This is a genomic window from Azospirillum sp. INR13 (assembly GCF_015390205.1).
GTDB lineage: Bacteria > Pseudomonadota > Alphaproteobacteria > Azospirillales > Azospirillaceae > Azospirillum.
Genome location: NZ_VUOI01000002.1, coordinates 270,812 through 292,248 on the forward strand (window position 1 = coordinate 270,812; position 21,437 = coordinate 292,248).

A 21,437-nucleotide genomic window follows, 5' to 3' on the forward strand; every position below is an offset into this window, starting at 1 on the left:
CGAATGTGTGACGGCCGGCACGGCTTTGCGCAACCGTTGGTGATTTAATCATCAGACATTTCAGGCCTGACTCGCCAGGGCAACGGCGCCCCCGACTTGCTGGGAGCCGGACCCGGTCCTCTCCGCGCGTCGGCTCCGTGTCCGCTGCGCAGGCCCGGCGTTGCTGGATAGTTTCCCATCCGACGCCGCCCCGGTCCGTCGTGTTCCTCCAGCCGACCGCCGCGGTCGAACGGCACCATTGCCTTCCGCGGACAGCCTTCGGCCAGCGGCCCGCCATCGGCTGAACACATGCCTCGCGCGCATCCTTCCAGGTGCGTCGAGGGTGCCATCCAGCATACAGACGAGACGCTCTCCGAATCCTTGAGCACGCCGGGCGATCACCAGAGCTGCCGCCTCATGGCGCGTCATGGCTCGGCCCGTTGCGTATTTCAGTCCCCCGATGACCGAGGTGAACGCGGGGTTGACCGCGTGCAGATCGATCCCCTCACGAGCACAGCGCGCCGCCAGCGCCTCGTAGAACGCCTTGTAGGCGAACGACGACAAACGGCGGGCGTGCTTGCGCCCGTATTCCTTCAGGGCGGCCTTCTTGCGGCCGAAATCCAGCTTCTCCACGGCGACACCGGCGCCGTGCTTCAGCGCCAACGCACACAGGTCGCGCGCCGCATCGCCGATCATCGCCGCAGCCACGCCCGCCTCGGTCCCCGCCTCAGGAAACGGCAGCCGCAGGCGGTCGATCGGATTGCCGAAGCGGTCGGCAACCACGATGGCGAGATGGTCCACATTCAGGTCAACACCCAGACAGGCAACCCGCAGATCGGTGACGACCTCGGCCGGGTCCTCGTCGAAGGACACGTGCGCGTGCCAACGGTCATGCTCGTCGCGGAACAGCAGCCAGGTCAGAGCAACGCCCCGATCCACGGCTGCAGCCACGCGGTCCTGGCCATAGCGGAACCGCACGCCGTCCAGCACGATGCGCCCATGCCGGTCGAAACGGTCGCCGTGCTCAGCGCGCAACTCCTCGACCACGGCGTCCGGCGGGCGCAGCGTGAGCGTGCTCTTGACCGGATCGTACTGACAGGTCTGGTTACCGCCGCTCTCGTCCTTAGAGCCGACCAGCAGAAAGCGGCTGCTCCGCTTGACGCGCCATGCCTCCGTCTCGCCGTCACGCAATAGCGCGCGTCCGCCGAAGCAGACCTGCGGCGCACCGCGCAGGTCGTGATTCACCTGAATCAGCGCCGCCTGAAGCATGCCGATGTGGCGCTTCTTATGGTGGCGCGTGAATTCCTTCTGGTGACGCTTGCGGTCCGACGTCTTGGGATCAGCGATCTGCCGGTCGAGGCGGGCAACGCGATCGCCGACCGCCTCGAGGCGGTCAGACAAGGACTGCCGGCGGTGCTCCAGCGTGCCGCGCCAGGTGTTGACCGCCTGATCGAGATCGAACTCGTTGGCCAGCGCATGGCGCTTGGTCAAGCCGAACCGGGCCTGCGCGGCCTTGCGAACGGTGAGTTTGGCGCGCCCGCGGATGTGCAGTTCGCGGAACTGCCAATGTCGAGCCCGAGCCATGATCGCGCCGAACGGCGCCAGAACGGCGTCGGCAAGCGGATCGCGGACAAGGGCGCAGAAGGTGCGGCTCACGGATTGAGCGCCTCCAACGCCCGCTTGGCACGATTGCGCGCAGAGCGGCGGCCGTAAAGACGAGCCGACAGACAGGTCATCAGGTCGATCATGTCGTGAACGAGGTCATCTTCGACCTCTCCAGGGGCAACGATGATGATCCTGCGCCCCGTGGCCGCGAGTGCGGAGTGGAGGTGTTCGAAGCCAAAGCGGGCGAGCCGATCCTTGTGCTCGACAACGATGGTGTCGACGGCGGGATCAGCGAGGAGCTTGGTAAGCTCCCGACGCTTGTCGCTGAGCCCGGAGCCGATTTCCATGACGACTTTGCAACCTTCAGCCCCGCGTTGGCGGCATGGGTGGCGAGTCGGGCGATTTGCTGGTCGAGGTCGGCCTTCTGATCGTGGGAAGACACGCGGGCGTAGAGCGCGGCGTAAGTCTCCGGTTCCGGTTCCTCAATCTCGACGATGAATTGCCCGGTCGGATTCTTGTAGGCGCCGGGCATCTTGCCGGCCGTGGCGTAGCGCCAAGCGGTCAGCTTGCTGATGCCGTTCTCCGCTGCCCATTTAGAGAGTTTTATCACACGCTTCGCCATGAAGCAGAATGTAGAACATTACAGAAACACTCTCAACCCTCCGTCCCGTATGGTATCACGGTGCTTCGGTGCGGCGGATGGCTGCCGGTCGTGCGCAGTCTTTGTTATGGTTGAGCGTTGCTGAAGGGAATGATCATGGCGACGGTCGGGCAGGAAAGGGGCAAGCAGGAGAGCCGGACTTCCGCAGCGGAGGTGCCGAACGAGCTTCTTCGTCCGGTCGTGGAATATTTCCAGCCGCGCAAGGTGATCCTGTTCGGTTCGCAAGCCCGTGGCGATGCGGGGGATGACAGCGACTACGACCTCTTCATCGTCGTCGATGACGATACGCCGCCGGAGCGGCTGTCCTGGCGAGGCAAGTACGAGGCGCGCAAGACCTACCACCGCGCGGTCGACATCGTCGCGTGCCGGGAATCGGTGTTCGAGCGCAGGCGGGGCGTGGTCGGTTCCTTGTCCCATACCGCCGATCAGGAAGGTGTCGTCGTCTATGAACGGCACTGACCGCAAGGTTGTCCTGGAGGCGGCGGGGCGTTGGTGGGCCGTCGCTGCCGAGGATCTGCGTGTGGTTCGGGCCTGCCTTTCCATCGAGCCGCCGTCCCTGGGGAACGCCGCCTATCATTGTCAGCAGGCGGCGGAAAAAACCATGAAGGGCTTGTTGATCGCTGCTGACGTAGGTTTTCGCAAAATTCATGACCTTGACGAGTTGGCGGATGCCGTGGCGCCGTTGCATCCGATGTTGAGCGCCGATCTCGATCGATGCCGGCCGTTCACCGCCTGGGCCACGGACTATCGCTATCCGCCGGAGGATGAATCGCCCCCGCCGTCCAGGGAAGAGATTCTTGAGGCGTTGGATATCCTCCAACGTCTGCACGCAGCGGCCACGGCAGGCTGATCCCTGCGATGTCGCCACCGCTGCACTCCCCGCCCCTCCTGCCCCAGCAGATCGCCCCGGTGGACGAGCGCCAGTCGGCGCTGACCGCCCGCCACCTGGGCGGCGATCCCGCGGTGCTCTACGGTTACTTCATGGCGCTCCGCGAGGAGAGCGACCGGGCGCTCGCCGGCCTGCCGCCGGCCGGCGGCAAGCCCTATCCCTATGGCCGCTGCGAGGAGATCACCCGCGACCTCTTCGCCCGCCTGTTGCAGCGTCTGGCGCAGCCGGCCGTCCCGGTGGAGCGCGCGTTGCGCGCCTTCGTCGAGGAGGGCGGCGTGCTGCAGAGCGTCTGGGGCGTCCTGCGCGGGCAGTATTTCCAGAACGCGCTGCAGATCGGCGCGCTCTATGCCGACGTGTCGAACGACACGGTGGTGGTGACCAAGCCGAAGGTGGAGATCCTGCCCATCGAGTCCTCCGGCTTGGTGCCGGTGCGCGACCTCGACCATTTCCGGCAGACGGCGGAGCGCTATTGGGGGGCGACGCTCTACGCCAACCATCTGGCGCCGACCCTGGCGCCCCTGCTGCCGGTCCTGTCGGTCAGCCCCGGCCGGCTGGCTCCCGGCCTGCAATCGGCCTGCGACTACATGATCGGGCTGATGTGCCGCGACCGTTTCCGGGATGCCGAACGCTGGCTGGAGACCGCTCCCGCCCCGCCCGCGGAACTCGCCGCCGCCTGTCTCGCCGCGATCCCCGCCGACCTGCGTCCGCTGACCGGCCAGCCCCGGCTGGAGGCGGTGGCCGCCTGCCGCCGCGCGCGGGAGGCCGCCTGCTGGGCCGACCCCGACTGGCGCACCGCCCGCGTGCTCGACTATCTGCGGCTCATGCGCGGGGCGGGGAGTTAAGTCCCTCCCCCGCCCTCAAGCCTGCTCCCTTTACAGCCGGTCCGTGCCGAAGGTGTCGCAAGCCTCGATCCGGCCGCTTTCCAGGCCGGTGCGGAACCAGCGGACGCGCTGGGCGGAGCTGCCGTGGGTGAAGCTGTCGGGGCTGACGGTGCCGCTCGCCTGACGCTGCAGGCGGTCGTCGCCGATGGCACTGGCGGCGGTCAGCGCCTCTTCGACATCGCCGGGCTCCAGCATCTTGCGGTCGCGGTTGGCATGGTTGCCCCAGAGTCCGGCGAAGCAGTCGGCCTGCAGTTCCAGCCGCACCGACAGGGCGTTGGCGTCGGCCGGGTTGCGCGCCCGCTGCTGGGCTGCCTGCACCTGCTCGGAAATGCCCAGCAGGGTCTGCACATGGTGGCCGACCTCATGGGCGATGACATAGGCCTGGGCGAAGTCGCCCGGCGCCTGGAAGCGGTCGCGCAGTTCGCGGTAGAAGCCGAGGTCGATGTAGAGCTTCTGGTCCATCGGGCAGTAGAAGGGCCCCATCGCCGCCTGGGCCCGGCCGCAGCCCGACGACACCGTGCCGGTGAACAGCACCAGCGTCGGGGCCTGGTACTGGCGCCCCATCTGCTGGAACAGGCCCCGCCAGGTGTCCTCGGTGTCCGCCAGCACGACGGAGACGAAGCGCTTCAACTCGTCATCGGCCTGGCTGCGCGGGGCGGCCTCGCCGATCTGCGTCCGCCCGGCCGTGCTCCGGTCCGCCGGGTCGCCGCCGTTCAGCAGGACCGTCGGGTCGACGCCCAGCACCACCGACACCAGCAGCAGCACGACGACCCCGCCGATGCCCAGCCCGCCCTTGCCGATGCGGATGCCGCCCCGGCCTCCCCCGCCGAAACCTCCCCCTCCCTGGCTGCGCCGGTCCTCGACATTCTCGCTTTCCCGTCCGCCCTGCCACCGCATCGCCGCCCTCCTTCCGGCCATCCTTCGTGATGGACCGGTGGAGACGAAACCATGGGGCCGCCCGCGCGTTCCCTGGAGGCTCCTTAGCCAGAAGGAGAGCCAGAAGGAGGAGATGAGCGGAGCAACTTGAAAAAACCTGTCCCCACCCCCATCTCGGGACATGGCCGACACCGCATTCGCGGTGCGCTTCCCTGCCCCCTCCGGTTCATCGAGGGGAGCTTTCCTCGGGGAACGCCGGTCTTTTGGGGGCATGCCCGTTCCGGGGCCGGTCCCGCTTATCGGAGCCTTGCCGGGCGGTGTCCGCCGCAACGGCTCCCGTTTCAAGACGCCACACTCACAAAGAGCCGGCCGGCCCCCGAGTCCATCGGTCCGCCCATCCGGCCTGGAGGATTTTCATGACGACCCCGATCCTGTCGACCGCTTCCCATTCCATCGGCCATTTCGCCGCCCAGTCCGCGCTTGCGCCGGCCCATCTGGCCGCCACCCGCCGCTCCACCCACTCCTCTGCCGGCCATTTCGCCGCAGTTGATGGCAAAAAGTTGGATTTCCGCTCCAATCCGGAGCCGTCCGGCTTGACCCGGGGCGAACTGCGGCAGATTGTGCTCGACATCCTGGGCTGAGACTCTTAGCCCGGGCTCGTCCCTTTCTACCCCTCCACAGCCATAGGAGATCACCATAGCCAAGCTCTACGACGCGGACCCCGTCCGCGAAGGCCCGCGCCTCAACCGTGAAATCACCGCCCGGATGGTCCGCCTCGTCGGCGCCGACGGCGAGATGGTCGGCGTGGTGCCGCTCCGCCAAGCGCTGGAAGCCGCCGCGGATGCCGACCTCGACCTCGTCGAAGTGGCGCCCCAGGCGGATCCGCCTGTCTGCAAGATCCTCGATTACGGCAAGTTCCGCTTCGAGGAGCAGAAGAAGGCCAACGAGGCGCGGAAGAAGCAGAAGATCATCGAGCTGAAGGAAATCAAACTTCGGCCGAACATCGACGATCACGATTACGACGTGAAGATGCGTTCCGCCATCCGCTTCATCGAGGAAGGCGACAAGGTCAAGATGACCATGCGCTTCCGCGGGCGCGAGATGGCGCACCAGGATCTCGGTCTGAACGTGCTCGTCCGCGTGCGCGACCAGCTCCAGGACATCGCCAAGGTCGAGCAGATGCCCCGGGTCGAAGGCCGCATGATGGTCATGGTGCTGGCCCCGCGCTGAGCGCGGGTCCGGTCCTTGCCAAGGGGACCATGCGGGGCGGTCCGCCGCCCCGCCCCTTTTTCCCACCTCCTTTCCCTCTCTTTTCCCGTTGCCGGACCCTTTTCCGACCGGCCCCGGTCCCGACGATTGAAAATCCCTTCTCGGATTGCCCGAGGGCTCTTTCAGGAATATTTCGCGTGATGCGGCGGAATAATACCTGACTATTCGCATTGGGTTATTGACCCTGTCGGCATCGACCGCGGATCATCGGGAGCCTTGTTTCCTCTCCCCTCCCGTGTCCCGGAAAGTCGTTGTTATGAAGGTTGAACACGCCACGTCCGCCTGGGAGCCCATCTCCGGTGAGCGGCGGTTCCAGCTGCTGGTCGACAGCGTCGGCGATTACGCGATCTATCTGCTCGATCCGAACGGGATCGTCAGCAGCTGGAATTCCGGGGCCGCGCGCTTCAAGGGCTATACCGCCGACGAGATCATCGGCCGGCATTTCTCCAGCTTCTACACGGACGAGGACCGCGCCGCCGGGGTGCCGCAGCGGGCGCTCGCCACCGCCTTGAACGAGGGCCGCTTCGAGGCGGAGGGCTGGCGCGTCCGCAAGGACGGCACCCGTTTCTGGGCCAGCGTGGTGATTCGCGCCGTTCGCGACGAGACCGGCACGCTGATGGGCTTCGCCAAGGTCACCCGCGACATCACCGAACGCAGGATCGCCGAGGAGGCCCTGCGGCGCAGCGAGGAGCAGTTCCGCCTGCTGGTGCAGGGCGTGGTCGACTACGCGATCTTCATGCTCGACACCACCGGCCGCATCAGCAGCTGGAATGCGGGCGCGGCGCGGATGAAGGGCTACGGCGCCGACGAGATCATCGGCCGGCATTTCTCCAGCTTCTACACGGACGAGGACCGCGCCGCCGGAATGCCGCAGCGGGCGCTCGCCACCGCCTTGAACGAAGGCCGCTTCGAGGCGGAAGGCTGGCGCGTGCGCAAGGACGGCACCCGTTTCTGGGCCAGCGTCGTCATCGACGCCATCCGCGACGAGACCGGGGTCCTGCGCGGCTTCGCCAAGATCACCCGCGACATCACCGAACGCCGCAAGGCCCAGGAGGCGCTGGACGAGGCGCGCGAGGCCCTGGCCCAGGCGCAGAAGATGGAGGCGGTCGGCCAGCTGACCGGCGGCGTCGCCCACGATTTCAACAACCTGCTGCAGGCGATCAGCAGCAGCCTGGAACTGATCGAACAGCGGCTGGAAGCCGGCCGCACCGACATCGCGCCCTTCGCCGCCACCGCGCGCGCCGCGGTGGATCGTGCCTCCACCCTGACCCGGCGCCTGCTGGCCTTTGCCCGGCGCCAGCCGCTGAAGCCGGAGCGCGCCGACCTGAACGCGCTGGTGGTGGGGCTGTGGGACCTGCTGCGTCGGTCGGTCGGCGAGACGATCCGGCTGGAGCGCCGGCTGGAGGAGCCGCTGTGGCCGGTCCATGCCGACGTGAACCAGATCGAAAGCGCCCTGCTGAACCTGGTCATCAACGCCCGCGACGCCATGCCCGGCGGCGGAACCGTGACGGTGGAGACCGCCAATGCCAGCTTCGCCGCAGCCGACCTCGTCAACGATCCCGGGGTGGCGCCCGGCGATTATGTGGCGATGACCGTGCGCGACAGCGGGATCGGCATGCCGCCGGACGTGCTGGCCCGCGTCTTCGAGCCCTTCTTCACCACCAAGCCGATCGGCCAGGGCACCGGCCTGGGGCTGAGCCAGCTCTACGGCTTCGCCCGCCAGTCCGAGGGCTTCGTCCGCATCGACAGCGCGGTCGGCCGGGGCACGGCGGTGCATCTGTGCCTGCCGCGCGATCATGCCGCTTCCGCCCCCGTCTCCGACGAGGGAACCGCACCGGCCGAAATCCCCGTCCCGCCGCCGGGACGGGCCGGGGCCGGCCGGGGCACCGTGCTGGTGGTGGAGGACGAGGAGCTGGTCCGCATGCTGCTGGTCGAGGTGCTGGAGGGCGACGGCTACACCACGCTGGAGGCCGCCGACGGCACCGAGGCGCTCGCCCGGCTGGGCGAAGCCGGAGCGGTCGACCTTCTGGTGACCGATGTCGGGCTGCCCGGCCTGAACGGCCGCCAGCTGGCGAAGATGGCGCAGGCGCGCGATCCCGACCTGAGGGTGCTGTTCCTGACCGGCTATGCCTTCCAGGCATTGGACGACCGGCCCGGCGACGGCGCCGATGGGCTGGGCCGCAACACGCGGGTGCTGGTCAAGCCGGTGGCGGTCGACGCCTTCCGTGCCATGGTCGGCTCCATGCTGTCCGGCCGCTGACGCCCGCCGGAGGACAGCCCCGCTCCACTCCGCTCCGCCCTGTTCCGCCCGCCCTCTCCACCCCATGGGGGAAACCACAAAGCCGACAGCGCCCGTGCCGCAGCGGGGCTGCGCCAACCGCCGGACCTGAGACGATGCCCCTGCTCGCCCGTGCTTCGACGCCACCGCTCTCCCTGACCGCCTTCGCGGTCCTGTTGGGCGCGGTCCTGTTGGCCGCGATCCTGCTGGTTTCGCAGCCGGCCTGGGCCAAGGGCAGCCGCAAGGCGGATTGGGCGCCGGTGGCGGCGGAGATCCTGATGGAGGCGGGCAGCGGCAAGATCCTGCAGGCGCGCAACGCCGACACCCCGACCTACCCGGCGTCGCTGACCAAGATGATGACGCTGATGCTGACCTTCGAGGCGCTGGACCGCGGCACGCTGCGGCCGGACCAGCGGCTGGTGGTGTCGCGGCATGCAGCCTCGATGCCGCCCTCGCGGCTGTGGCTGGCGCCCGGCAGCACCATCACGGTGGAGCAGGCGATCCTCGCCCTGGTCACCCGCTCGGCCAACGACGCCGCGGTGGTGCTGGCGGAGGCGCTGGGCGGCAGCGAACCGGCCTTCGCCGGCAAGATGACCGCCCGTGCCCGCGCGCTCGGCATGCGGCGCACGGTGTTCCGCAACGCGTCCGGCCTGCCCGACCGGCTGCAGCGGACGACGGCGCGCGACATGGCGATCCTGTCCCGCGCGCTGATCCGCCGCCACGCCGGCCACTACGCCTATTTCCAGCGCCGCAGCTTCGACTGGCAGGGCACGACGGTCCATGGCCACAACCGCCTGATGGCGCGCTATCCCGGCATGGACGGCATCAAGACCGGCTACATCGCCGCATCCGGCTTCAACCTCGCCGCGTCGGCGGTGCGGGACGGGCGCCGCCTGATCGCCGTGGTGATGGGCGGCCACAGCGCCGCCACCCGCGACGACCGCGTCGCCGACCTGCTGGACATCGGCTTCAAGCGCCCGACCAGCCCGGCCAAGCCGGCGCCCGTCACCCCGGACCTGGTGATCACCAGGAAGAGTTCGACGGCCGCCGAACGCAGCACGGCGGTGAGCGTCGCCGTGCCCTCCGCCAAACCGTCCACCGGGTCCGCCGGCGGACCCTGGTCCATCCAGGTCGGCGCCTTCGCCAACCGTGCCGCCGCGGCGCGCAGCGCCGGCGACACCGCCAAGCGCTTAGGCGCGCTCGCCGCCGGCGCCAGCCCCGAGATCGTCCGCTCCGGCGGCCTCTACAAGGCCCGGCTGACCGGCTTCCCCGCCGCGAACGCCGACGCCGCCTGCGCCGCCCTGAAGGCCGCCGGCCATGGCTGCTTCGCGGTGGAGGGGCGGTAATCCATCGCGGGGCGCCGCCGACCGGATCGTGTCCCCTACAGCACCGCCGCGATGTGCCCGATCAGCGCCGAGGGTGGGATGGGCTTGGACAGGATGCGGATGCCGGGTTCGGTGCCCAAATCCTGCAGCTCCGCCTTCTCGGCATAGCCGGTGACGATCAGGACCGGCAGATCGGGGCGGTGATGGCGGGCGAGGCGGCTCAGATCGGCCCCGGTCATGCCGGGCATGGCGAAATCGGTGACCAGGATGCCGATCCCGTCATCCGCCTCCAGCAGGGCCAGGGCTTCCTCGCCGGTGGCGGCCTCCGTCACCGTCATTCCGGCCTCGGCCAGCACCGCGGCGTTCGCCATGCGGACCAGGGCGTCGTCCTCCACCAGCAGGACGCGGGCGGGGGCGGCCGGCAGGGGCGGCGGTTCGGCGACGGCGGAAGCGGCATCGGCGGGCGTTCCGGCCGAGGTACAGGCCGCGGGATGAGCCGGAGGATCAACCGGAGCATGGGGCAGGTACAGGGTGACGGCAGTGCCAAGCCCGAGATGGCTTTCCAGGCGCATCCCGCCGCCGGACTGGGCGGTCAGGCCATGCACCATGCTCAGCCCCAGCCCGCTGCCCTGCCCCACCGGCTTGGTGGTGAAGAAGGGCTCGCAGGCCCGCGCCAGCACGTCCGGCGGCATGCCGGTCCCGCTGTCGCGCACGGTCACGGCGACATAGCCGCCGGGCGCCAGGGCGGGTGAAATCCCCTCCTCCGCCGCCTTGTCCTCCGCCACCCTGCCCTTCACCGACAGGCTGGTGACGGCGATGGTCAGGGTACCGCCGTCCGGCATGGCGTCGCGGGCGTTGATGGCGAGGTTCAGCAGGGCGATGTCGAACTGGTGGGGATCGACCAAGGCCGGCGGCACGGCGGGCGGCATGGCGGCGTCCCGGTCGATGCGGATGCGGATGGCACCGCCCAGCGTGCGTTCCAGCAGCGTCGCCATTCCCGCCACCTGGGCGCCGAGGTCGACCGGCGCCGGGGCCAGCCGCTGGCGGCGGGCGAAGGCCAGCAGATGCTGGGTCAGGGTGGCGCCGCGGTCGACCGCCTGGCCTGCGACCTCCAGCGCCCGGCGGCTCTCCGCCGCGCGCAGCTCGCCGCCGGCCTCCAGCAGATGCAGGCTGGAGCGCACCGCCTGCAGCAGGTTGTTGAAATCGTGAGCCACCCCGCCGGTCAACTGGCCCAGCGCCTCCATCTTCTGCAGCTGGCGGACATGCTCCTCCGCCTCGTCGCGGGCCTCCACCGCCTGCCGGCGTTCGCTGAGCGCGCGGTTCGCGGTCTCGTAGGCGAGGAACTGGCGCGCCATCGCCCACAGCATCAGGGCGAGCGCCACCGCGCTGACCAGCCCGGCGGCGGCGATGACCATCGCCTGGCTTTCCCAACGGGCGAGGATCTCCGGCCGCGTCCGGCTGACCCCGACCACCAGCGGATAGTTGCGCAGCACCTGGAAGGACAGGATGCGATCCTCGCCGTCGACCGAACGGGGAGACGCATAGGTGCCGGCCTCATGCCGGGCGATCCGTTCGGTGACCTCGGGGCTGGTGGCGATGGTCCCGACCTTGTCCGGCACCGCCGGGAAGCGCGCCAGCAGCATGCCGTCGCGCCACCACAGGCTGAAGCCGCTGCCCGGCGTGACATGGAGGCTGCGGTAGAACTGCTCGAAATAGGACAGCCGGATGGCGCCGACCGCCAGACCCGACAGCCCGCCGTCGGGGCCGTTGACGCGGCGGGCGATGTAGAGCGTCCATTCCCCGGTGGCCAGGCTCTTCGCCGGCCGGCTGACATGGACCCGACCGGGATCCTTGTCTTTGAGCACGCGGAAATAGTCGCGCTGCGACAGGTCGAGCGCCGGGGCCGGGAACTGGCGGGTGAAGTTGATCAGGCTGCCGTCGGCGGCGACCAGGCTCAGCGCCTCCAGCTGCGGCAGGCTGGACGCCTTGGCCTGCAGGATCTCGTAGACCTGCCGGTCCCCCTGCAGTCGCTTGAAAGCTTCGGGGCTGCGCCGGTACTCGGCCGGGATCTGCTCGGCGATCCCGTCGACGGTCAGCGCGATGCCTTCGATGGTGCGCGCCGTCTGCTCGGCCAGCGAGGCGTTGAGCGTGCGCAGGCCCAGCGTGGCCTCCGCCACCGTCTCGTCGTGCAGCCGGTCCAGGATCGCCACGGTGCCGCCGCACAGTCCCGCCAGCACCACCCCGCCGAGCGCCACGATCCGCTGGAGCGGACGGCTGGTCCTCAGAAGCCGCAGCATGACGCCCACGTCCAATCCGCCTTCACCACCGTTCCCGCACCCCTGTCCCAGCCCTGTTTCCCGGCCCTTACCGTCGCCATGGCGATGGATTCCCCCGTGCCATCCCTATGCGGGACCCGGCGCCCGCCTGGCCGGAGGCACGGAAGGTTTCGACACTGCACGACCCGACTATAAACACCCCCGTCGGCCGGGCAACCGGCTCCAGGTCATAGGGGCCGCCGGATGCTGCGGCGCTTTGCCCCGGCGGCACCCGCTCCCCGCTCTCAGTGGCGGTCATGCAGGCAGTGGGCGTGGTCGGCCAGCACCTCGATCACGTGGCAGCTGCGCACCTGATCCTGGGCGCAGCCCTCCACCATGCGCCGCACCTCGTCGCGCAGGGCCTCCAGCCGGGTGATCCTGGACTCGATCTCGGCCAGATGGGCGCGGGCCAGCACGTCGGCCTCGCGGCAGGGCCGGCCCGGATCGTCGGCCAGGGTCAGGAGCTGGCGGATCGCCTCCACCTCGAAGCCCAGCTCGCGGGCATGGCGGATGAAGCGCAGGCGACGGACCGACGCCTCGTCGTAGCTGCGCCGGTTGCTGCCGGTGCGCGGCGCCTCCGGCAGCAGGCCGATGCTCTCGTAATAGCGGATGGTCGGGATCTTCACGCCGGTCCGCTTGGCGAGCGCGCCGATGGCCAGGGTAGAGGTGGGCATGGCAGTCATTTTCCCTCTTGATCCTCCAGTCGCTGGAGATTTTAGGCTCACGCGACGCTGCCGACAACGCACCAGGATCGAGGAGCTTGACCATGCATGGAATGGAGGACGGGGTCCGGGCCGGGGACATCGCCTTGCGCACCAGCCGCTACCGGGTCTCCGGCATGGATTGCGGGTCCTGCGCCGCCAAGATCGAGACCGCCTTGCGCCGGGTGCCGGGCATCCGGGAGGTGCGGGTGTCGGTGCCGGGCGGAACGGTGACCGTCTCGCACGAGGCGGCTCTGGGCGCGGACGCCGTCGTCCGGCCGCTGGCCGCCCTCGGCTATGGCGCCGCCCCCGCCGATCCGGTGGCGGAGGCCGCGGTGCCCACCTGCGGCGGGGGCTGCTGCGGGCCTGCCCACTCCGATGCCGGCCATTCCCACGCTGCCCACTCCCACTCTCATTCCCACGCCGATCCGGCCGAGGCGCCCTGGTGGCGCGGGCGCAAGGCGGTGCTGACGCTGGCGGCCGGCGCCGCCCTCGCCGCCGCGACGCTTCTCGGCCTGCTGGTGCCGGAGACGGAGCCTTGGGCCTTTCCGCTGGCGCTGACGGTCGGGCTGGTGCCGGTGGCGCGCCGCGCCCTGGCGGCGGCGCGGGCCGGCACGCCCTTTTCCATCGAGACGCTGATGACGGTCGCCGCCGTCGGTGCGCTCGTCATCGGCGCGGTGGAGGAGGCGGCGACGGTCCTGGTCCTCTTCCTGGTCGGCGAATTGCTGGAAGGCGTGGCGGCCGGCCGGGCGCGGGCCGGCATCCGCGGCCTGACGGCACTGGTTCCCGACACGGCCCTGTTGGAGCAGGACGGCGCCGCCCCGCGGGCCGTTCCCGCCGCCGGGCTGGCGGTCGGCTCCGTCATCCTGGTCCGCCCCGGCGACCGGGTGGCGGCCGACGGGATCGTGCTGTCCGGCAGCAGCGCCGTCGACGAATCCCCCGTCACCGGGGAGAGCATGCCGAAGCCCAAGGGTGCCGGCGATCCCGTCTTCGCTGGCACCATCAACGCCGACGGTGCGCTGCGCGTCCGCGTCACCGCCGCGGCGCGCGACAACACCATCGCCCGCATCGTCCGGCTGGTCGAGGAGGCGCAGGAGAGCAAGGCCCCGACCGAGCGGCTGATCGACCGCTTCGCCCGCCTCTACACGCCGGGCATCGTCGCGGTGGCGGCCCTGGTCGCCGTGGTGCCGCCGCTGGTATTTGGCGGCGGCTGGACCGAGTGGATCTACCGCGCCCTGGCGGTCCTGCTGATCGGCTGCCCCTGCGCGCTGGTGATCTCCACCCCGGCGGCCATCGCGGCCGGCCTGTCCAACGGCGCCCGGCGCGGCCTGCTGCTGAAGGGCGGCGCGGTGCTGGAGGCGCTCGGCCGCATCACCACCGTCGCCTTCGACAAGACCGGCACCCTGACGGAGGGCAAGCCCCGCGTCACCGACCTGATCCCCTTCGGCGCAAGCGGGGGCGTCGTAAGCGAGGCCGGCGGGAGCGAGGCGGAACTGCTGGCCGCCGCCGCGGCGCTGGAGGCCGGGTCGAGCCACCCGCTGGCCCGCGCCATCCTGGCCGCGGCGGCAGAGCGCGGCATCGCTCCGCCGGCGGCGGACGAGGTCACCGCCCTGCCCGGCGCCGGGCTGCAGGGCCGGGTCGGGGGGCTTGCGGTGGCGCTGCTGTCGCCGAAGGCCGCCGGCCCGTCGCTGACCGCGGAACAGGCGGAGCGGGTCGCTGCCCTGGCGCAGGCCGGCAAGACGGTCTCGGTCCTGCTGGTCGAGAGGCAGGCCGCCGGGCTGATCGCGCTGCGCGACGAGCCGCGCGCCGACGCCCGCCAGGGCATCGAGGCGCTGGACCGCGCCGGCATCCGCTCGCTGATGGTGACCGGCGACACCGTGCAGACCGCCGGGGCGGTCGCCGGCATGCTGGGGGTGGAGGCGCATGCCCAGCTGCTGCCGGAGGACAAGCTGCGCATCGTCCGCGACCTTCAGGCCGGCGGGCAGCGGGTGGCGAAGGTCGGCGACGGCATCAACGACGCCCCGGCGCTCGCCGCCGCCGATGTCGGCATCGCGATGGGCGGCGGCACCGACGTGGCGCTGGAGACGGCCGACGCCGCCATCCTGCACGGCCGGGTCGGCGACGTGGCGGCGATGGTGGCGTTGTCACGCCGCACCATGGCCAACATACGGCAAAACATCGCACTGGCCCTGGGCTTGAAGGCGGTGTTCCTGGTGACCACCGTTCTTGGCGTCACCGGGCTGTGGCCCGCGATCCTGGCGGACACCGGCGCCACCGTGCTGGTCACCGCCAATGCCTTTAGGCTTCTGTCCGTCCGGTCCTGAACGGATGAGGCAAGACACTGATTTGATTTGGAGAGTTCCGATGAGGATGACGCGGCGGACGATGGTGTGGGGGGCGGCTGCCGCCGTCCTGACGCTTGGCCTCGGAGCCGTGGCGCTGCCGGACATGGTCCGCGCCGCAGCTCCCTCCGCCGGTGCGGCGGTGGAGGTCTGGAAGTCCGCTGGCTGCGAATGCTGCGACGGCTGGGTGCGGCACATGCGCGCGGCCGGCTTCGACGTCACCGTCCACACCGTCGACGACATGACGCCGGTGAAGCAGGCCGCCGGGGTGCCGGACGAGCTGGGCTCCTGCCACACCGCGCGGGTCGGCGGCTATGTGCTGGAAGGCCATGTGCCGGCCGTCGACGTGACGCGCCTGCTGACCGAACGGCCCCAGGCCCGCGGGCTGTCGGCGCCCGGCATGCCGCAGGACGCCCCCGGCATGGATATGGGCACCGGGCAGCCCTATCAGGTCGTGCTGTTCGGCGGTGCCGGCGGGCCGCAGGTCTTCGCCCGCCATTGATGCCGGCAGGGCCAAGAAGGGGCGGCGATCACGCCGCCCCAACGACCGCGGCGATCACGCCGCCTCGGCCACCGGGCTGGCCGGAGCGGCCTTGCGCGAGCGGACCAGCAGGCAGTTGACCATGGCTTGGCCCGGCAGTTCGACGAAGCGGTAGGTCAGGGCCGACAGGCCGATCACCGCCAGCAGATAACCGACGCCGACCAGATCCATCATCCAGGCATCGCCGAAGGCGATCAGCCGGTCGGTCTCGCCGTCGATCTGGCGTTCGACGAACAGCGGCCGGCCGAGGGCCCCTTGCGCCACCATCGTGCCCTTCTGCAGCACGGCGATCACCAGGGCATGCACCATGTAGATCGAGTAGGACCAGGCGCCCAGCCGCTGGAAGGGGGATGTCGCCAGCAGACGGGAGACCGGCCCGGCTTCGAAGGCGAACACCAGCACCACCAGCCCGAACAGCAGCGGCGCCGCCAGCGACAGGGCGTTGCCCCCCGCGGCCGAGACGAAGGCGATCACCGCCAGCAGCGCTCCCGCCTCGGCCAGCCCGCCGGCAGGGCGGGACATCCGCCTGTCGCCGATCGTCTGATACAGCCGATAGACGAGACAGCCGGTGAAGAAGCCGTACAGGCAGCGGAAATAGCCGTAGTCGATGCTGGTGTCGATGTGGTTGGCGGAGAACCCCATCACCACGCCGGCGCCGAGGGCGGCAAGCGCCACCATCGCCGCGATCAGCATCCTGGTCCGCCGCACGGTCAGGAAGAGGATGGCGAAGGTGATGTAGACGAAGAACTCCGCGCTGATCGACCAGCTCGGAATGTTCCAGGTCCATTGTTCCTCCACCCCCAGCGCATGGACCAGCGCCAGGTTGCTGACCAGGGCCGACGGGGCGAAGGCGCCGGTGAAGGCGGCATTTCCCGCCGCCGGCCCGGAGAGTGCCTTCACGCTTTCCAGCGCCACGAAGGCCAGCAGCACCGCCGCATGCAGCGGCCAGACCCGGCCGAAACGGCGGACCAGGAAGGATCCGGCCGATGCGCCCCCGCCGATGCGGGCGGAATAGGCGTGGGTGATGACAAAACCGCTCAAAACAAAGAAAAAATCGACAAAAAGGTAACTGCCGCGCACGAAGCCGAACAGATGAAAATGATCGAGCGTGTGCAAATGATATAGGGCCACGCATAACGCGCACAGACCGCGCCATCCGTCGAGTACCGGGAACCGCATAGGGAGCCTCCGGGTTTTTGGTCAAAGGCGCTTCTTGGAAAACCTGCTTGTAGGGGCAGCAAAACCTACGACTGATTGCGCATGACCGGAAGGACGCGGGAGGTTTATTCCAAAGGATCGCCGTGCCTACCCAAGGCGGCCGAGATCACGCTCCCCTCTCGTTCGGGTGGTGTCAGAGCTGTGGTCCCGATGAGGGCCGGGCTCGACGGCCGACCTGGGGTTGGGTTACAGCCTTTTACCCTGCCTGCCATTCAGCGGATGGGAGGGACCACAACCGGACATCAGCGGCATGACCGAGAACGCGCAAGCATCGGCAGTGGCACGCGCAAAGATGCGTGCGAAGACATGGGCACGCGGGATCAAGCGCGACGTGCTTGCCGTCTATCTGGCGGCGCGCGACCCGCGGACACCCCGGCATGTCCGTCTGCTGGCGATGGCGGTTGCCGCCTATGCGTTGAGTCCGATCGACCTGATCCCGGACTTCATCCCGGTGCTGGGCTATCTGGACGATCTGCTGATCGTGCCGCTCGGCATCCTGCTGGTCGTCCGCCTGATCCCGCCGCAGCTTCTGGCCGAACACCGGGCCGCCGCCGCGGCGCGCCAAGCCGCACGGCCGGTCAGCGTCGCCGCCGCCGCGGTGATGGTCGCCCTGTGGCTGGGCGTCGCCGTCCTGCTCTGGCTGTGGCTGTCCCCCTGGCTTGAGGCGTGGCTGCCTTAGCGGACGGCCTCGACCTCCGCATCGGTCCCGGAGCGGGCCAGAATGTCGGCGACCAGCGCATCGAGGTCGCCGCCGCGGTAGAGCATGCCCTCGATGCCCGCCCGCTGCGCCGCCTGGACGTCGGTCTCGCGGTCGCCGATCAGGAAGCTGCCCTGCGGCTCCACCGGCCACTCCGCCATCGCCTGCAGCAGCATTCCCGGCTCCGGCTTGCGGCAGCGGCAGTCGGTGCGGTAGGGCGGCTCGCCATGATCGGGATGGTGCGGGCAGTGATAGAAGGCGTCGACATGGGCGCCGACGGCGCGCAGCTCCTCCTGCATCCAGCGATGCAGCGTGCGTACATGCTCCTCGCTGTAGAGGCCGCGGGCGACGCCGCCCTGGTTGGTGACGACGAACACCAGGAAGCCGGCATCGTTCAGCCGTTTCACCGCCTCCCTAGCCCCCGGCATCCAGGCGATCTGGTCGGGACGGTGGGCGAAGCCGACGTCCTCGTTCAGCACGCCGTCGCGGTCGAAGAAGGCGGCCCTGCGGCGGCCGTCGCCGACAGCGGCGCTCTGGGCCGGGGCGAAGTCGTCGGGCATGCGCATCTCCTCGCAAAAACAATCGGTCCGGCGATCCGGCCGGGTCGAAAAGCCGCTGGGGCGGGTCTCTTGTCAACCCGCGTCTTGTCAGCCCGAACAATCATCAGAACAGCACAAAACACTATGATATGGTTTCATGAAAACATATGAGGTCCATTGCTGCCACATCAGCTCCGCCCTCCTTCGATCCGGCGCACGCAGTCCAGCAGCAGAACGTCCAGGTTCAAAGGCGCCAAGTCGATGTGGATGGTGTCGAAGCCGCGGTCGCGCGCCCGGAGCATCAGGGCGTGGTTCGACGCCGCGATGGACAGCAGGACCGGGCGTGCCGTGCCCCGGATCGCCGCCAGCCGGTCGAGAACGGACGGCCAGGGTGTAGCCGCCCCCCGGCGCTCCGCCTCCCCCAGCACGATCAGGTCGGGAACGATCTTCGGGGGTGACAACTCCGTCGCCTGAAGGGCGACGGCTTCTCGGACCAGCTATGCGGCAACCCGCTGGCTTGGCGTCCGAAGGCCGTGTCCCGGCCCCGTTCCATGTCCTGCCCTCTGCAGGATGACCTTTGCCGCTGCAACGTCCCGATCCATCACGCATCCGCAGGCGCAGCGGTGCGTGCGGTCGGACAGCGTCTTGGCGACGACGGCCCCGCACTCCGGGCAGGTTTGAGAGGTTCCGCGCGGATCGACGGCTTCCACCCGAACACCAGCGTTCGCAGCTTTGTAGTCGAGGAAGGATCGAAGTTGGCCCCACGCGGCGTTGTGAACGGCCTTGGCGAGCATCGACCGGGTCAGACGGTCAACGCTCAAGTCCTCCAAGGCGATGACGGCGTAGCGGTCTACGAGCGAGCGGGACAGCTTGTGCAGGAAGTCGCGGCGCCGGTTGGCCGTGGCTGCGCTGTGACGCGCCAGCCTGCGCTTTGCCTTGAGTCTGCGCTTGCTGCCCCGCCTGGCGCGGGCAAGCGCACGCTGAAGACGACGCTGTCTCTTGGCCGCACCCTTTGTCCACTGCGGAGCAGCGACCGTTTCCCCGTCCGAGGTCGCGATGAGCGACGACAGGCCGAGATCGAGGCCGACCGACGCGCCGTCGCGCGGCTGAACCTCTTCGTCGGGCATCGTGATCTGAAAGCACACGAACCACTTTCCGGCGGCACGCGACAGGACGGCGGCTCCGACCTTGGCGAAGGTCGGAAGATCGCGGTGCCACTTCACCTTCACCTCGCCGGGGATACCAACGACACTGAGGCGCTTGCTCTTGCGGATCGTCAGCCCGTCGCCAACCCGGAACTCGGCGCTGTCGAACATGCTCTTGGCGCGAAAGCGCGGGAACCCGGCCTTGCCCTTCTTCACGCGACCGAAGAACGCCACGAACGCCTTGTCCAGCCGGCGGAGCACCTGTTGCTCGGCGCTGAAGCTGTAGCCGGCCAGCCGCTCGTCAGCCGCCCGGACGGCCTTCAATTCGCCGGCCTGATCGACGTACCGCAGGGCCTTCCCGGCCCGGCGGTACGCCTCGATCCGCTGCTGGAGGGCAGCGTTGTACAGGTCGCAGAAGGCGCCAAGCATCGCCTCGAACCCGGCAATCTGCGCCATGGTCGGGTAGAGGCGATACTTGTAGCTCAGGACCGGCATCGGTCACTTGCCCTTCTGATTTTCGATGTAGCGGCGGATCGTCTCTTCCGAGACGCTGCCGACCGCTGCTGCGAAATAGCTGCGGGACCAGAGCGTTGGAAGCCTGGACCGCAGCGCTGGGAACTCGTCACGAAGAACCCGGCTGGACTTTCCCTTCAGGCGGTTGACGATCTCGGCAACACCAAGTGTTGGATCAGCCTCAACGAAGACGTGAACATGATCGGGCATGACGTCCAGCGCCTGGAAAGCATATCGTACTCGGACGCCACTTCGCCAAGAACTTCCTTGAGCCGGCCGTCAATCGGAGGCGTCAGGACGGGACGCCGGTATTTCGGGCACCATACGATGCGGTACTTCAGCGAAAATACCGCCCCGGCGTTCTTAGCATAGCGTGTCGTCCTGCGGGAGATTCTGCTTCCGCCAGAAAACTAACGCAACAGCAAAGGAAGCACGGCTTCCGCTACCGGCTTAAGCCGGCAGTCCCCGCCGCGAAATCATAATGGCAGGGCCGACACCACCAGGAGGCCGAGATAGATGCCGATGAACAGGCCCAGCACGATGCCGTAATCGGCTTCTGTCATCGGGTTGGAATCGGGGTCGAACTGCCGCATGGATACGCCTTCTGCGCCGTCTGTCCTGCCTGAATAACAGTAGGCGGCGCGGTGGCGTTGCGACATCGGCAGGGCATAGGGGCAGGGCATCAGGGTCGGGGTATCGGGGGCCGGTTCCGGCGAACCGGCCCCATCGCTGTGGATCAGGTGGAGCTTTTCGCCTCGCCGGTGATGGCGGGCTTCGCCGGCATATCCTCGGCAAGTGCGCGGTAGGCCAGTCCGCCCATCAGTCCGCCGGCCAGCGGGGCGATCCAGAACAGCCAGAGCTGCTGCAGCGCCCATCCGCCGACCACCAGCGCCGGGCCGGTGCTGCGTGCCGGGTTCACCGAGGTGTTGGTGACCGGGATGCTGATCAGATGGATGAGGACGAGCGCCATGCCGATGGCCAGCGGCGCGAAGCCGGCCGGCGCCCGCCGGTCGGTGGAACCCAGGATCACCAGCACGAAGAAGAAGGTCAGCACCAGTTCGATCACCAGGGCCGAGGTGATGCTGTACTGGCCGGGCGAATGCGCCTCGTACCCGTTGGCCGCGAGCCCGTTGACGGCCAGGCTGTAGTCGGCCTTTCCGGTGGCGATGACATAGAGGACCAGGGCCGCCGCGAAGGCCCCGACCAGCTGGGCCAGCACATAGGGCAGGATGTCCTTGGCCGGAAACCGCCCGCCGGCCCACAGCCCGACCGTCACCGCCGGGTTCAGGTGGCAGCCGGAGATGTGGCCGATGGAATAGGCCATGGTCAGGACGGTGAGGCCGAAGGCGAGCGATACGCCGAGCAGCCCGATCCCGACCTGCGGAAAGGCGGCGGCGAGCACGGCACTGCCGCAGCCGCCGAAGACCAGCCAGAATGTCCCGAGAAACTCAGCGGAGCTGCGCCGAACCATATTCATGTCGACCTCTCACTGCTGTCACGGATGACGAAGTCCGGCAATCGCCGGTACGGCAACGAGCATAAATCCGCTGCGGCAGGGGGAAGTTCGCGCGTTCGGACAGGGGGATGTGGCAGAAGAACAGGAGGGATGGAAAGACGGGGCCGGCGGGCCGCCACCTGTCCGATCCCATCTGCAACTTCCGCC

19 protein-coding genes and 2 pseudogenes are annotated in these 21,437 nt (G+C 69.2%); 10 read left to right on the plus strand and 11 right to left on the minus strand.

The annotated features are described in order from the left end of the window. Window positions 1–60 precede the first annotated feature (60 nt). Window positions 61–1,635 (minus strand): IS200/IS605 family accessory protein TnpB-related protein, encoded by a 1,575-nt coding sequence (locus F1643_RS24320; RefSeq protein ID WP_194910546.1) that lies wholly within the window; start codon window positions 1,633–1,635, stop codon window positions 61–63. Further along, a pseudogene (locus F1643_RS02875) lies at window positions 1,632–2,191 on the minus strand (IS607 family transposase). The gene F1643_RS24320 and the pseudogene F1643_RS02875 overlap by 4 nt, the downstream one beginning before the upstream one ends. A 150-nt stretch (window positions 2,192–2,341) precedes the next feature. Between F1643_RS02875 and F1643_RS02880 the strand changes: the two are divergent. The 3 genes from F1643_RS02880 to F1643_RS02890 are packed head-to-tail and all read left to right on the plus strand — an operon-like array spanning window position 2,342 to window position 3,976. Continuing rightward, the gene (locus F1643_RS02880; protein ID WP_194910547.1) at window positions 2,342–2,704 is read left to right on the plus strand and encodes a nucleotidyltransferase family protein; all 363 of its coding nucleotides are present in this window, start codon (window positions 2,342–2,344) and stop codon (window positions 2,702–2,704) included. Then, window positions 2,691–3,095 carry a HEPN domain-containing protein gene (locus F1643_RS02885; protein ID WP_194910548.1) on the plus strand — a complete coding sequence of 135 codons (405 nt, stop codon included), beginning with the start codon at window positions 2,691–2,693 and terminating at the stop codon, window positions 3,093–3,095. The genes F1643_RS02880 and F1643_RS02885 overlap by 14 nt, the downstream gene beginning before the upstream one ends. An 8-nt stretch (window positions 3,096–3,103) precedes the next feature. Further along, a complete protein-coding gene (locus F1643_RS02890) occupies window positions 3,104–3,976 on the plus strand; it encodes a hypothetical protein (protein WP_194910549.1) in 873 nt (290 codons plus the stop codon). A gap of 30 nt (window positions 3,977–4,006) precedes the next feature. Here F1643_RS02890 and F1643_RS02895 read toward each other — a convergent pair whose 3' ends face one another. Beyond that, window positions 4,007–4,912: a neutral zinc metallopeptidase gene (locus tag F1643_RS02895; protein ID WP_194910551.1), complete on the minus strand. Its 906-nt coding sequence runs from the start codon at window positions 4,910–4,912 to the stop codon at window positions 4,007–4,009. Between the two features lie 395 nt (window positions 4,913–5,307). Here F1643_RS02895 and F1643_RS02900 point away from each other — a divergent pair, with 395 nt between their 5' ends. From F1643_RS02900 to F1643_RS02915, 4 genes are all read left to right on the plus strand, one after another. After that, the gene (locus F1643_RS02900; protein ID WP_194910552.1) at window positions 5,308–5,532 is read left to right on the plus strand and encodes a hypothetical protein; all 225 of its coding nucleotides are present in this window, start codon (window positions 5,308–5,310) and stop codon (window positions 5,530–5,532) included. Window positions 5,533–5,587: 55 nt separating this feature from the next. Beyond that, the gene (infC, locus tag F1643_RS02905) at window positions 5,588–6,121 is read left to right on the plus strand and encodes a translation initiation factor IF-3 (RefSeq protein ID WP_081506050.1); all 534 of its coding nucleotides are present in this window, start codon (window positions 5,588–5,590) and stop codon (window positions 6,119–6,121) included. 295 nt (window positions 6,122–6,416) lie between these two features. Then, on the plus strand, window positions 6,417–8,420 hold the full coding sequence (locus tag F1643_RS02910) for a PAS domain-containing sensor histidine kinase (RefSeq protein ID WP_194910554.1): 2,004 nt from the start codon (window positions 6,417–6,419) through the stop codon (window positions 8,418–8,420). 134 nt (window positions 8,421–8,554) lie between these two features. Continuing rightward, the gene (locus F1643_RS02915) at window positions 8,555–9,784 is read left to right on the plus strand and encodes a D-alanyl-D-alanine carboxypeptidase family protein (protein WP_194910556.1); all 1,230 of its coding nucleotides are present in this window, start codon (window positions 8,555–8,557) and stop codon (window positions 9,782–9,784) included. Between the two features lie 35 nt (window positions 9,785–9,819). Here the strand turns inward: F1643_RS02915 and F1643_RS02920 are convergent, their stop codons facing one another. Beyond that, window positions 9,820–12,060 carry a hybrid sensor histidine kinase/response regulator gene (locus F1643_RS02920; RefSeq protein ID WP_194910558.1) on the minus strand — a complete coding sequence of 747 codons (2,241 nt, stop codon included), beginning with the start codon at window positions 12,058–12,060 and terminating at the stop codon, window positions 9,820–9,822. A 263-nt stretch (window positions 12,061–12,323) separates the two neighbouring features. Continuing rightward, window positions 12,324–12,752: a helix-turn-helix domain-containing protein gene (locus F1643_RS02925; RefSeq protein ID WP_255542333.1), complete on the minus strand. Its 429-nt coding sequence runs from the start codon at window positions 12,750–12,752 to the stop codon at window positions 12,324–12,326. Window positions 12,753–12,844: 92 nt separating this feature from the next. Here F1643_RS02925 and F1643_RS02930 point away from each other — a divergent pair, with 92 nt between their 5' ends. Together F1643_RS02930 and F1643_RS02935 are read left to right on the plus strand one after the other, a co-directional pair. Next, on the plus strand, window positions 12,845–15,103 hold the full coding sequence (locus tag F1643_RS02930; protein ID WP_206692283.1) for a heavy metal translocating P-type ATPase: 2,259 nt from the start codon (window positions 12,845–12,847) through the stop codon (window positions 15,101–15,103). Between the two features lie 40 nt (window positions 15,104–15,143). Next, window positions 15,144–15,623, plus strand: coding sequence for a DUF411 domain-containing protein (locus F1643_RS02935; protein WP_194910561.1), 480 nt, complete (start codon window positions 15,144–15,146; stop codon window positions 15,621–15,623). A 54-nt stretch (window positions 15,624–15,677) separates the two neighbouring features. Here the strand turns inward: F1643_RS02935 and F1643_RS02940 are convergent, their stop codons facing one another. Beyond that, complete coding sequence (locus tag F1643_RS02940) at window positions 15,678–16,841, minus strand: acyltransferase (protein ID WP_255542334.1); 1,164 nt, start codon at window positions 16,839–16,841, stop codon at window positions 15,678–15,680. A gap of 331 nt (window positions 16,842–17,172) precedes the next feature. Between F1643_RS02940 and F1643_RS02945 the strand changes: the two genes are divergently transcribed. Continuing rightward, on the plus strand, window positions 17,173–17,559 hold the full coding sequence (locus tag F1643_RS02945; RefSeq protein ID WP_194910566.1) for a YkvA family protein: 387 nt from the start codon (window positions 17,173–17,175) through the stop codon (window positions 17,557–17,559). Here the strand turns inward: F1643_RS02945 and F1643_RS02950 are convergent. The 5 genes and pseudogenes from F1643_RS02950 to aqpZ form a co-directional block, all read right to left on the minus strand. Then, window positions 17,556–18,137 carry an HAD-IIIA family hydrolase gene (locus tag F1643_RS02950; protein ID WP_194910568.1) on the minus strand — a complete coding sequence of 194 codons (582 nt, stop codon included), beginning with the start codon at window positions 18,135–18,137 and terminating at the stop codon, window positions 17,556–17,558. The two genes, F1643_RS02945 and F1643_RS02950, sit on opposite strands and share 4 nt — an antisense overlap. 167 nt (window positions 18,138–18,304) lie before the next feature. Next, window positions 18,305–18,577 carry a hypothetical protein gene (locus F1643_RS02955; protein WP_194910571.1) on the minus strand — a complete coding sequence of 91 codons (273 nt, stop codon included), beginning with the start codon at window positions 18,575–18,577 and terminating at the stop codon, window positions 18,305–18,307. Between the two features lie 36 nt (window positions 18,578–18,613). After that, window positions 18,614–19,756, minus strand: a complete 1,143-nt coding sequence (locus F1643_RS02960; RefSeq protein ID WP_194910572.1) for an RNA-guided endonuclease TnpB family protein — start codon at window positions 19,754–19,756, stop codon at window positions 18,614–18,616. A 3-nt stretch (window positions 19,757–19,759) separates the two neighbouring features. Continuing rightward, a pseudogene (tnpA, locus tag F1643_RS02965) lies at window positions 19,760–20,166 on the minus strand (IS200/IS605 family transposase). A 344-nt stretch (window positions 20,167–20,510) separates the two neighbouring features. Continuing rightward, a complete protein-coding gene (gene aqpZ, locus F1643_RS02970) occupies window positions 20,511–21,251 on the minus strand; it encodes an aquaporin Z (RefSeq protein ID WP_194910575.1) in 741 nt (246 codons plus the stop codon). Window positions 21,252–21,437: the final 186 nt, after the last annotated feature.

Coding starts and splice junctions, on each gene's coding strand:
- F1643_RS02880 (WP_194910547.1), top strand. CDS start 2,342: ATGGCGACGGTCGGGCAGGAAAGGGGCAAGCAGGAGAGCCGGACTTCC.
- F1643_RS02885 (WP_194910548.1), top strand. CDS start 2,691: ATGAACGGCACTGACCGCAAGGTTGTCCTGGAGGCGGCGGGGCGTTGG.
- F1643_RS02890 (WP_194910549.1), top strand. CDS start 3,104: ATGTCGCCACCGCTGCACTCCCCGCCCCTCCTGCCCCAGCAGATCGCC.
- F1643_RS02895 (WP_194910551.1), bottom strand. CDS start 4,912: ATGCGGTGGCAGGGCGGACGGGAAAGCGAGAATGTCGAGGACCGGCGC.
- F1643_RS02900 (WP_194910552.1), top strand. CDS start 5,308: ATGACGACCCCGATCCTGTCGACCGCTTCCCATTCCATCGGCCATTTC.
- F1643_RS02910 (WP_194910554.1), top strand. CDS start 6,417: ATGAAGGTTGAACACGCCACGTCCGCCTGGGAGCCCATCTCCGGTGAG.
- F1643_RS02915 (WP_194910556.1), top strand. CDS start 8,555: ATGCCCCTGCTCGCCCGTGCTTCGACGCCACCGCTCTCCCTGACCGCC.
- F1643_RS02920 (WP_194910558.1), bottom strand. CDS start 12,060: ATGCTGCGGCTTCTGAGGACCAGCCGTCCGCTCCAGCGGATCGTGGCG.
- F1643_RS02925 (WP_255542333.1), bottom strand. CDS start 12,752: ATGCCCACCTCTACCCTGGCCATCGGCGCGCTCGCCAAGCGGACCGGC.
- F1643_RS02930 (WP_206692283.1), top strand. CDS start 12,845: ATGCATGGAATGGAGGACGGGGTCCGGGCCGGGGACATCGCCTTGCGC.
- F1643_RS02935 (WP_194910561.1), top strand. CDS start 15,144: ATGAGGATGACGCGGCGGACGATGGTGTGGGGGGCGGCTGCCGCCGTC.
- F1643_RS02940 (WP_255542334.1), bottom strand. CDS start 16,841: ATGCGGTTCCCGGTACTCGACGGATGGCGCGGTCTGTGCGCGTTATGC.
- F1643_RS02945 (WP_194910566.1), top strand. CDS start 17,173: ATGCGTGCGAAGACATGGGCACGCGGGATCAAGCGCGACGTGCTTGCC.
- F1643_RS02950 (WP_194910568.1), bottom strand. CDS start 18,137: ATGCCCGACGACTTCGCCCCGGCCCAGAGCGCCGCTGTCGGCGACGGC.
- F1643_RS02960 (WP_194910572.1), bottom strand. CDS start 19,756: ATGCCGGTCCTGAGCTACAAGTATCGCCTCTACCCGACCATGGCGCAG.
- aqpZ (WP_194910575.1), bottom strand. CDS start 21,251: ATGAATATGGTTCGGCGCAGCTCCGCTGAGTTTCTCGGGACATTCTGG.